The following is a 7666-nucleotide window of genomic DNA, read 5'->3' as shown; positions in this document are numbered from 1 at the left end:
ACCAGACCACCAACCGCGGACCGGCAGATTCCGCCCCACCGCCACACCATCAGGCGACAGCAGATCGACTCAAAGACTCACGAACCGCCCACTTACATCCGCCCGCATATGTTCCGTAAGACGATGGCGATGCTCACCGACCAGTTCCCCGGGTCCGAGATCGCCACCGGCATCCAACTGAAACACCTCGCCACCCGGGCTCTCGCCAACGCCAGCGCTCGCGGCTACGCCGCCTCCGACACGCAATGGGCCAAATACCTCGGTGATGCACTCGACAACGTCAAATTCCGTAAGATCAAGGATCTTTACGAGCGTCATACCGCTGGCGGGCAGATCGGGTTCGGGCCGGGCGCCGAACGTGTCAAGGACGCCTTCGACCAGATCAACGCCACTGTGAAGGCCCGCAATGGAGACGCCCGCACTGCCGATAGTCTCCTGCGAACCACCAGGATCCACATCCGCTTCGGCATGCTCAACAACTGCACCGCCGACCACACAAACCCTGTCGGCGCCGTCTGTCTCGAGAACGCGATCATCCCCGAAGGACACACCGGTCCCCTCGATGAACGCTGTCGGCCCGACCGGTGCGCCAACAGCATGATCGGTCCCGAGCACCTGCCGATCTATGACTCCCATCAGCGCACACAGCTCCAGATCATCAACAGCCCCGCCACACCCGTACACCGCCGAGACCTCGCCGAACGTGAACTGGACATCGTCCGCAACGTGCTCACGATGGCCGGCGATCCCCAGTGACCGACGTCCCGGCAGACCAGGTCAGCCCCAAGACCGCCGCCGCTCTCCGGGCAGCGATGACCCGCCTCTTCGAGGGCCGACCACAACGGACCGACGGCCGCCTCACGAAAGAGAACCTCTACAAAGAAGCCCAGGTCAGCCGCGCGACGATGAATCGTGCGCACACCATCCTGGCTGAATGGGACGCGCACCTTGCCACCCATGGCAAGACCACCCCAGGGGAGGCCAAACGCGACGCGACCATCGAAGCCCTCAAAAAGCGCCTGGCCAAGAAAACCCGTGACTGCACGCTCCTGGAGAAAAAACTCAAGGCCGCCCAGACCGCCATCGCCGCCCTCTATCACGATAACCAGGCCCTGCGGCAACAGCTCGATAAGGATGCCTCAGCCCGTGTTTCGCCCCTCCGCCCGCGGGGTTCTCAGCGACGCCGCTGAGGAATTCCGTACGCCGTGGCCGGCAATGGGATGCCATGACGGTCATGAAGCAGAGCGCACTGGCAGACAAAGCAGTCCGGGATGGACGACAGCGGTCGCACCCCGGCCCGGTCCCTGATGGCGGCCGGAGGCGTCAACCGGGACCAGGGTTAGGGCCTGTTGGGAAAGTGGATCTTGGTCGTGGATGATCACGCCTTGTGGGGCGTGGTGATCTGACGAATGGACAGTGGGCCCGCCTTGAGCCGTTGTTGCCGCAGGGCATCAAGCCGGGCCGTCCGCCGGTGTGGACGCGACGGCAGCTGATAGGCGGCATCCGGTGGCGCACCCGTACCGGTGCTCCCTGGCGTGATGTGCCGGAACGCTACGGGCCCTGGGAACGAGTCTACGACCTGTTCCGGCGCTGGCAGCGCGATGGCCTCTGGGCCAGGATCGTCACTCAGCTCCAAGCTCAGGCGGACGCGGAGGGCCTGATCATTTGGGACGTGAATGTCGACTCCACCGTCTGCCGGGCCCACCAGCACGCCGCCGGGGCCTCGAAAAAGGGGGTCTGCAAAAGGAACCGCCCGGCGGCATTGCCGTCGAGCTTGCCGACCACGGTCTCGGACGCTCCCGAGGCGGCCTGACCACCAAGATCCACCTTGCCGTCGAGCAGGGGCAGAAGCCGCTGAGCGTCGTGATCACAGCCGGTCAGCGGGGTGACTCGCCGCAATTCGAGCCGGTCCTGGAAGCCATCCGGGTACCTCGCCTTGGTCCGGGCAGGCCCCGCAGGCGGCCGGACCGGGTGCGGGCCGACAGAGCGTACGACTCCCGGCGCAACCGGGCCTACCTGCGCAGACGCGGGATCAAGGCGACCATCCCGGTCCCCGCCGACCGCGTCCGCAACCGCCAGAAGCTCGGCTCCCGAGGCGGTCGGCCGCCGAAGTTCGACAAAACCGACTACCGCGAGCGGCATGCCGTCGAGTGCGGGATCAGCCGCCTCAAGCGCCACCGGGCCGTGGCCACGAGATACGACAAGCTCGCCGTCCGCTACGAGGCGACCGTGTTGGTCGCAGTCCTCAACGAGTGGCTGTGACCAGCACCTTCCCAACAAACCCTAGTGGACCCTGACCACGTACTTGCCCCGCACCCCGCCCGCCTCCAGCGCCCGGTGTGCCGATGCTGTCTCTTCCAGCGGGAAGACCGTGTCCACCGCCGGCCGCAGCTTCCCCTCCGTCACCTGGCGGGCGAGGTCGTCGAAGAGCGCACGTTCGGGGTTGCCGCTGAAGAAGCGCACCCGGCCGCGTCCGTGGACGGCGCTGGCTGCGATGTAGCCCAGCGAGGCGGCGGGCCGCGTCAGGTCGAAGGCGATGGTGACCATGCGTCCGCCGGGCTTCAGCAACCGCCGTACGGTACGCAGGTCGGTGCCCGCCGTGTCGAGGACCACGTCGAACAATCCCAGTTCCGCGGGGGACACGGTCCGGTGGTCGGCGGCGTGGTGGGCACCGAGCGTACGGACGAAGTCGAGGTTGGCAGCGCGGGCCAGGGCCGTGACCTCGGCGCCGTACGCCTGTCCAAGCTGGACGGCGGCGTTGCCGACGCCGCCCGCCGCACCCCGTACGAGCAGCCGTTCGCCGGGGCTCAGTGCGGCCTTGTCGCGGAGAGCCGTGACGGCCGTGGTGGCCACTGGCAGTGCGGCGGCGGCCACGAGGTCCAGCCCGTCCGGGACCCGGCCGAGCCGCTCGGGCCGTACCGTCACGTACTCGGCGGCGCTGCCGAATCCGGAGTTGCGGCCCAGGGCGCCCCACACCCGGTCGCCGACCGCTACGCCAGTCGCGCCGGTGCCGAGTGCGGCGATTTCGCCAGTGAAGTCCAGCCCGATGCGCTGCGGGAATTTTCGGCCGGTGATGAGGCGGAGCCGACCGGAACGGGCGGCCAGTTCGGCGCCGTTCACGCTGAACGCGTGCACGCGTACGAGGACCTCGCCGGGTGCCGGTCCGGGGCGTGGCACCCGGCCCACGTACAGCACCTCGGGGCCGCCGAAGCGGTCGAACAGTACGGCTCTCATCGTGCGGTCGTCCATCGTTGTGTTCTCACCTTCGCCACAGTGGCCGTGCGGGGGGATCGTGGCGCCGAGCGTAGGCTGGCAAGCGGACGAGATCGTCCAGTTGACCGGAGGTGAGAGACAGTGGTGGGGGAATCCTCTCGGATCGCGGGGCAGGACAGTCTGCGGGCGGACGCCCGGCGCAACCGGCGGCGCATCCTCTCGGCTGCCCGCGTGGTTTTCGCCGAGCACGGCATCGACGCGCCCATGGCGACCGTGGCCCGGCGGGCGGGGGTCGGCGTGGCGACGCTGTACCGGCGTTTCCCGACGCGGGACGCCCTGGTGCGGGCCACGTTCGCGCACCAGACGGACACCTGTGCTCAGGCGCTCACCGAGGCGCTGGCCGACCCCGATCCGTGGCAGGGCTTCCAGCGGCTGGTCGAGACGGTCTGCGAACTACAACGGGAGGAACGGGGCTTCCCGGCCGCGTTCGTCTCGGCCTTTCCGGACACCACGCGAGAACACGCGCGAGTATGTGAACAGGCCGAGCGGGACTTCATGGCCCTGGTCCGCAGGGCTCAGGCGGCGGGCGCGCTGCGGGCCGACTTCCACCCCTCCGACCTTGCCGTAGCCCTGTTGTCCCACTGCGGTCTGGTCACCGCACTGCCGGGTGACCGTGCGGCGTCCCGGCGTCTGGTGGCCTACTTGCTCCAGTCGTTCCGCGCCGAGGCGGCCCACGGAGCGCTGCCGGCGCCGAGCGCACTGTCGCTGCGCAGTCTTCCGCTCGCGGCCGACGGCTCCCAGGGACAGCAACCCTCCAGAGCCTGATACAAAGCGGCGCCTGCCGCGTAGCCCGCTCTTCAGGCGACCGTGCCACTTTCGCAACCGGCCCTAGTACTGCAACGACACTCCGTGACGTGGAGTGTGCGGCGTCGTTGATCACTTCGTGGTGGAAGAGATAACTGACGGTTGGTCAGGTTACTTCGGTGACTTCGTGGCGCGGTTCGCAGGGCGGTTCGGGCGGGTGGAGTCTCGGCGGAGGATGGTGTCCTACCTGCGGGGACTGCTGAGTGAGACGGAACGCAAGAACGGCTGGACCCTGGCGGAGGCCGTCGGTGACACGGGTCCTCAGGGGATGCAGCGACTGCTGAACCACTACCTGTGGGACGCCGACGCTCTGCGTGACGATGTCCGCGACGCGGTCGTGGAGCACATCGGAGATCCCGATCGGGGAATTCTCATCCTTGACGAGACGGGATTTCTGAAGAAGGGCATCCGGTCGGCGGGGGTGGCCCGACAGTACTCGGGGACGGCCGGCCGGATCGAGAATTCCCAGATCGGGGTGTTCCTGGCCTATGGTTCAGACCGAGGGCGGGCCCTGATCGACCGCGAGCTGTATCTCCCGAAGGACTGGACATCGGACCGCGAGCGCTGCCGGGCTGCCGATATCGGGGACGATGTCGAGTTCGCCACCAAGCCGGACATGGGCCTACGCATGCTTCAGCGCGCTGTGGAATCGGGGATCCCTTTCGGGTGGGTGACAGCCGATGAACTCTACGGCCAGACGAGCCGGATCCGGATGTGGCTGGAAGAACACGACATCCCCCATGTCCTCGCCGTCCCGAAATCCCAGATGGTCATGACCATGGAATTCTTCGGCCAGGCCCGCGCGCACAAGCTGGTCAGCGAACTCCCCGACGACGCATGGGCCCATCTGAGCTGCGGTGACGGCGCCCACGGGCCGCGCGAGTACGACTGGGCGGCCGCCCCGATCCGGCCCTGGCGGCGGGAAGGCTGGGACCACTGGTTACTGGCCCGGCGCAGCCTCACCGACCCCGCGGACATCGCCTACTACATCTGCTTCTGCCCGGCCGGGACTCGGCTGGAGGAACTTGTACGGGTCGCGGGGTCCCGGTGGATGGTCGAGGAATGTTTCCAGACCGCGAAAAACGAAACTGGGCTCGATCACTACCAGGTCCGCGGCTACACGGCGTGGTATCGACACATAACCCTCTCCATGGCCGCCCTTGCCTTCCTCGCCATCCTGCGAGCAGAGGCAGAAAAGGGGATTGGGAAACCGGCAACGATCGATCCCTCATACCCGTGACCATGAACGAGGCTCGGCGGCTCTTCAACCGCGTCTCCTTTCCCATCCGCCACGGAATTCAGCACGTACTCGCCTGGTCGTTATGGCGTAGAAGAAGCCAAGCCCGCGCCCGCATCAGCCACTACAAACGCAGAGGACATCACGGAGTGTCGTTGCAGTACTAAGCCCGTCTACACGGCACCCAGCGAGGATGCGGCCACGGAGCGGTTCCTGGAGTTCCAGGAAGCGTGGGGTGCCAAGTATCCGGCGATCGTGAAGCTGTGGTCGGACGCCTGGGCCGAATTCGTGCCCTTCCTCTCCTTCGACGTCGAGATCCGCAAGGTCATCTGCAGCACCAACGCGATCGAGAGCGTCAACGCCCGCATCCGCAAGGCCGTCCGCGCCCGCGGGCACTTCCCCAACGAGGCCGCCGCCCTCAAGTGCATCTACATGGCATTGATGAGCCTGGACCCGACGGGGAAGGGCCGCAAGCGGTGGACCATGCGCTGGAAGGCACGGCTGAACGCGTTCCAGATCGCCTTCGAGGGCCGCCTGACCCCGAGCAACAACTGACACCTCAACAACCAAGATCAGCCGTTAAGTTGACACACCCTCGGCATCTGGATGCCGGTGAGCACGACTTCGATTCCCGCGTCCTTGAGGACGGCATCGACCAGTTCGGGGAACTTCCCGTCCCTGTCCCTGATCATGAACCGTGCCCGGCAGCCGAGGTCTTCGAGGTCCATGAGCAGGTTCTTCGCCGCTTGCGCTACCCAGGATGCGCTTGGATGCGTGGTGGCGCCCAGGATCCGGATCCGGCGACTGCCGTGTTCGATCACCACGAGCACGTACATCCGCATCCCCGACAGGGTGACTGTTTCCATGAAATCGCAGGCCAGCAGCGCATCAGCCTGGGAGCGAAGGAAGGTGGCCCAGGTGCTGGAGTTCCGCTCGGGCGCAGGGTCGATGCCGGCCTCCTTCAGGATTTCCCAGACGGTGGACGCGCCCACCTTCACCCCCAGTACGAGGAGCTCGCCGTGCAGGCGTCGGTATCCCCAGCTCGGGTTCTTCTTCGCCAGGCGCAGCACCAGGACGCGGATCGAGCGCACTGTAGGGGGTCGTCCCGGGCGTTTGGGCCGGCAGGAGGCGGCGTGGCGGCGTGCGACGAGGTTGCCGGTGCCAACGCAGTACCGTGTCGGGGCGTACGAGCAGCCGTGACCTTCGCAGGACGTGCCGCGGCAGCCGGTGTAGGAGCGCTGCCAGGAATGCCCGGTCGCTCGGGGTGAACCGGATCTCTTCCTTGCCGAGTTGGCGTTCCAGCACGGTGATCTGGTGGCGCAGGGCGAGGATCTGCGCGTCCTTGTCCCGGTCGGTCATCGGCAGCAGGCACAGCATCGTAAATGCGTTCGACACGCCCAAGTAAGCCAGTCGCAGCAGCACGATCGATCATCATGACGTGCTGACGGCAGCTGCGCGAGAGCGTCGGCTCAGACGACCGCGGCCAGATTTCGGGAAATCCGATGCACCGGCCCCTACCAGGACGGATGAGGTTTCTGGCAAGGGCAGTGTCTTCTCTCGCTGGACGACAATCTGCCAGGCGTCGAGGTCGTCGGCTGTGTCGACACATTGATGATGGGCACATCACACGCTGCTGCGGTTTTCACATACCTTTCTGTACATGAGGATCATTGAGTTGATCTCTGACAGAACCTTTGTGAAGGCCGCGAACGTCACGACTGCGAGGCCCCATTCAGTACTGAGAAAGACGTACCAGGCAGCCCATCGGGCCGCTCCGTGGCCGTCGATTGCTGCCCAGAGGAATGTGATCGTCAGCGCACTGGCCAGGAGTACGGCAGTGAGCATCCAGACAACTACGGCGGTCAGCCGTAGGGCGACTTTCTCTTCGACTGTGCGCGTGGCAGCGGTAATTGCCACAGGCAATCCAGGCCCATTCTTCGTCCGCACCTCTTCCGCTTCGATGCGTTCCTTGGCTGATTGCAAGTAGAAGTGCAGCTCAACGAAGCCCAGCAGGAGGAGCGCCGCGATGCAGGCCGAGGTCATGGCCGCGTAATCGTCGGTCATCCTCAGGCGGTCCTCGTCGAAGATGCCGAAGACGAAGGGAATCACCACCACGATGACGATGCTCGTGATCACAGCTAACCAGCGGCCGAACCGCCAGACCTGATCCAAGTTGCTCTCGAATGCCAACTCGTCGCTGTCCACCCGATACCTTCCTACCTCACTGACAGAGCAACATTCTTGCCCGCCGCGGCGTTGAGGTTCCCGACTTGTATTGGCTGTAGCGGTGCGCGGTCGGGTTGGCCGCTCGTAGCGTGCCGTAGGACGCTGGGTTGGATGGCTCGTGAGGTT

Annotated in this window: 6 protein-coding genes and 3 pseudogenes; 6 read left to right on the top strand and 3 right to left on the bottom strand. The window is 66.0% G+C overall.

Annotation, left to right across the window (positions count from 1 at the left end; genetic code table 11):
• The 3 genes and pseudogenes from ACH4U7_RS52940 to ACH4U7_RS52930 all read left to right on the top strand — a co-directional run.
• Positions 1-756, top strand: a pseudogene (locus ACH4U7_RS52940) (hypothetical protein); the annotation flags it as partial.
• On the top strand, positions 753-1190 hold the full coding sequence (locus ACH4U7_RS52935; RefSeq protein WP_398534901.1) for a hypothetical protein: 438 nt from the start codon (positions 753-755) through the stop codon (positions 1188-1190). The pseudogene ACH4U7_RS52940 and the gene ACH4U7_RS52935, both read left to right, overlap by 4 nt.
• A gap of 197 nt (positions 1191-1387) precedes the next feature.
• Positions 1388-2262, top strand: a protein-coding gene (locus ACH4U7_RS52930; RefSeq protein ID WP_398534900.1) for an IS5 family transposase whose coding sequence is annotated in 2 segments (ribosomal slippage) — positions 1388-1738 and positions 1741-2262 — 873 coding nt in all. Because the reading frame shifts where the segments join, the coding sequence is not laid out codon by codon here.
• Positions 2263-2283: 21 nt separating this feature from the next.
• Here ACH4U7_RS52930 and ACH4U7_RS52925 read toward each other — a convergent pair.
• A complete protein-coding gene (locus tag ACH4U7_RS52925) occupies positions 2284-3249 on the bottom strand; it encodes an NAD(P)-dependent alcohol dehydrogenase (protein ID WP_398534899.1) in 966 nt (321 codons plus the stop codon).
• 108 nt (positions 3250-3357) lie between these two features.
• Between ACH4U7_RS52925 and ACH4U7_RS52920 the strand changes: the two genes are divergently transcribed.
• The 3 genes and pseudogenes from ACH4U7_RS52920 to ACH4U7_RS52910 all read left to right on the top strand — a co-directional run.
• The gene (locus tag ACH4U7_RS52920; protein ID WP_334541230.1) at positions 3358-4038 is read left to right on the top strand and encodes a helix-turn-helix domain-containing protein; all 681 of its coding nucleotides are present in this window, start codon (positions 3358-3360) and stop codon (positions 4036-4038) included.
• Between the two features lie 130 nt (positions 4039-4168).
• The gene (locus ACH4U7_RS52915) at positions 4169-5317 is read left to right on the top strand and encodes an IS701 family transposase (RefSeq protein WP_398534902.1); all 1149 of its coding nucleotides are present in this window, start codon (positions 4169-4171) and stop codon (positions 5315-5317) included.
• Positions 5318-5479: 162 nt separating this feature from the next.
• Positions 5480-5869: pseudogene (locus ACH4U7_RS52910) on the top strand (transposase); the annotation flags it as partial.
• 35 nt (positions 5870-5904) lie between these two features.
• On the opposite strand, the pseudogene ACH4U7_RS52905 reads toward ACH4U7_RS52910, so the two are convergent.
• Together ACH4U7_RS52905 and ACH4U7_RS52900 are read right to left on the bottom strand one after the other, a co-directional pair.
• A pseudogene (locus ACH4U7_RS52905) lies at positions 5905-6736 on the bottom strand (integrase); the annotation flags it as partial.
• A gap of 201 nt (positions 6737-6937) precedes the next feature.
• Entirely contained in the window at positions 6938-7519 is a 582-nt protein-coding gene (locus ACH4U7_RS52900) for a hypothetical protein (protein WP_398534898.1), read from the bottom strand.
• Positions 7520-7666: the final 147 nt, after the last annotated feature.

Source organism: Streptomyces sp. NPDC020845, assembly GCF_044334165.1.
GTDB lineage: Bacteria > Actinomycetota > Actinomycetes > Streptomycetales > Streptomycetaceae > Streptomyces.
Note: the sequence above shows the minus strand (reverse complement) of the source record. Positions and strands in the feature narration are given on the sequence as shown.

Coding starts and splice junctions, on each gene's coding strand:
- ACH4U7_RS52925 (WP_398534899.1), bottom strand. CDS start 3,249: ATGGACGACCGCACGATGAGAGCCGTACTGTTCGACCGCTTCGGCGGC.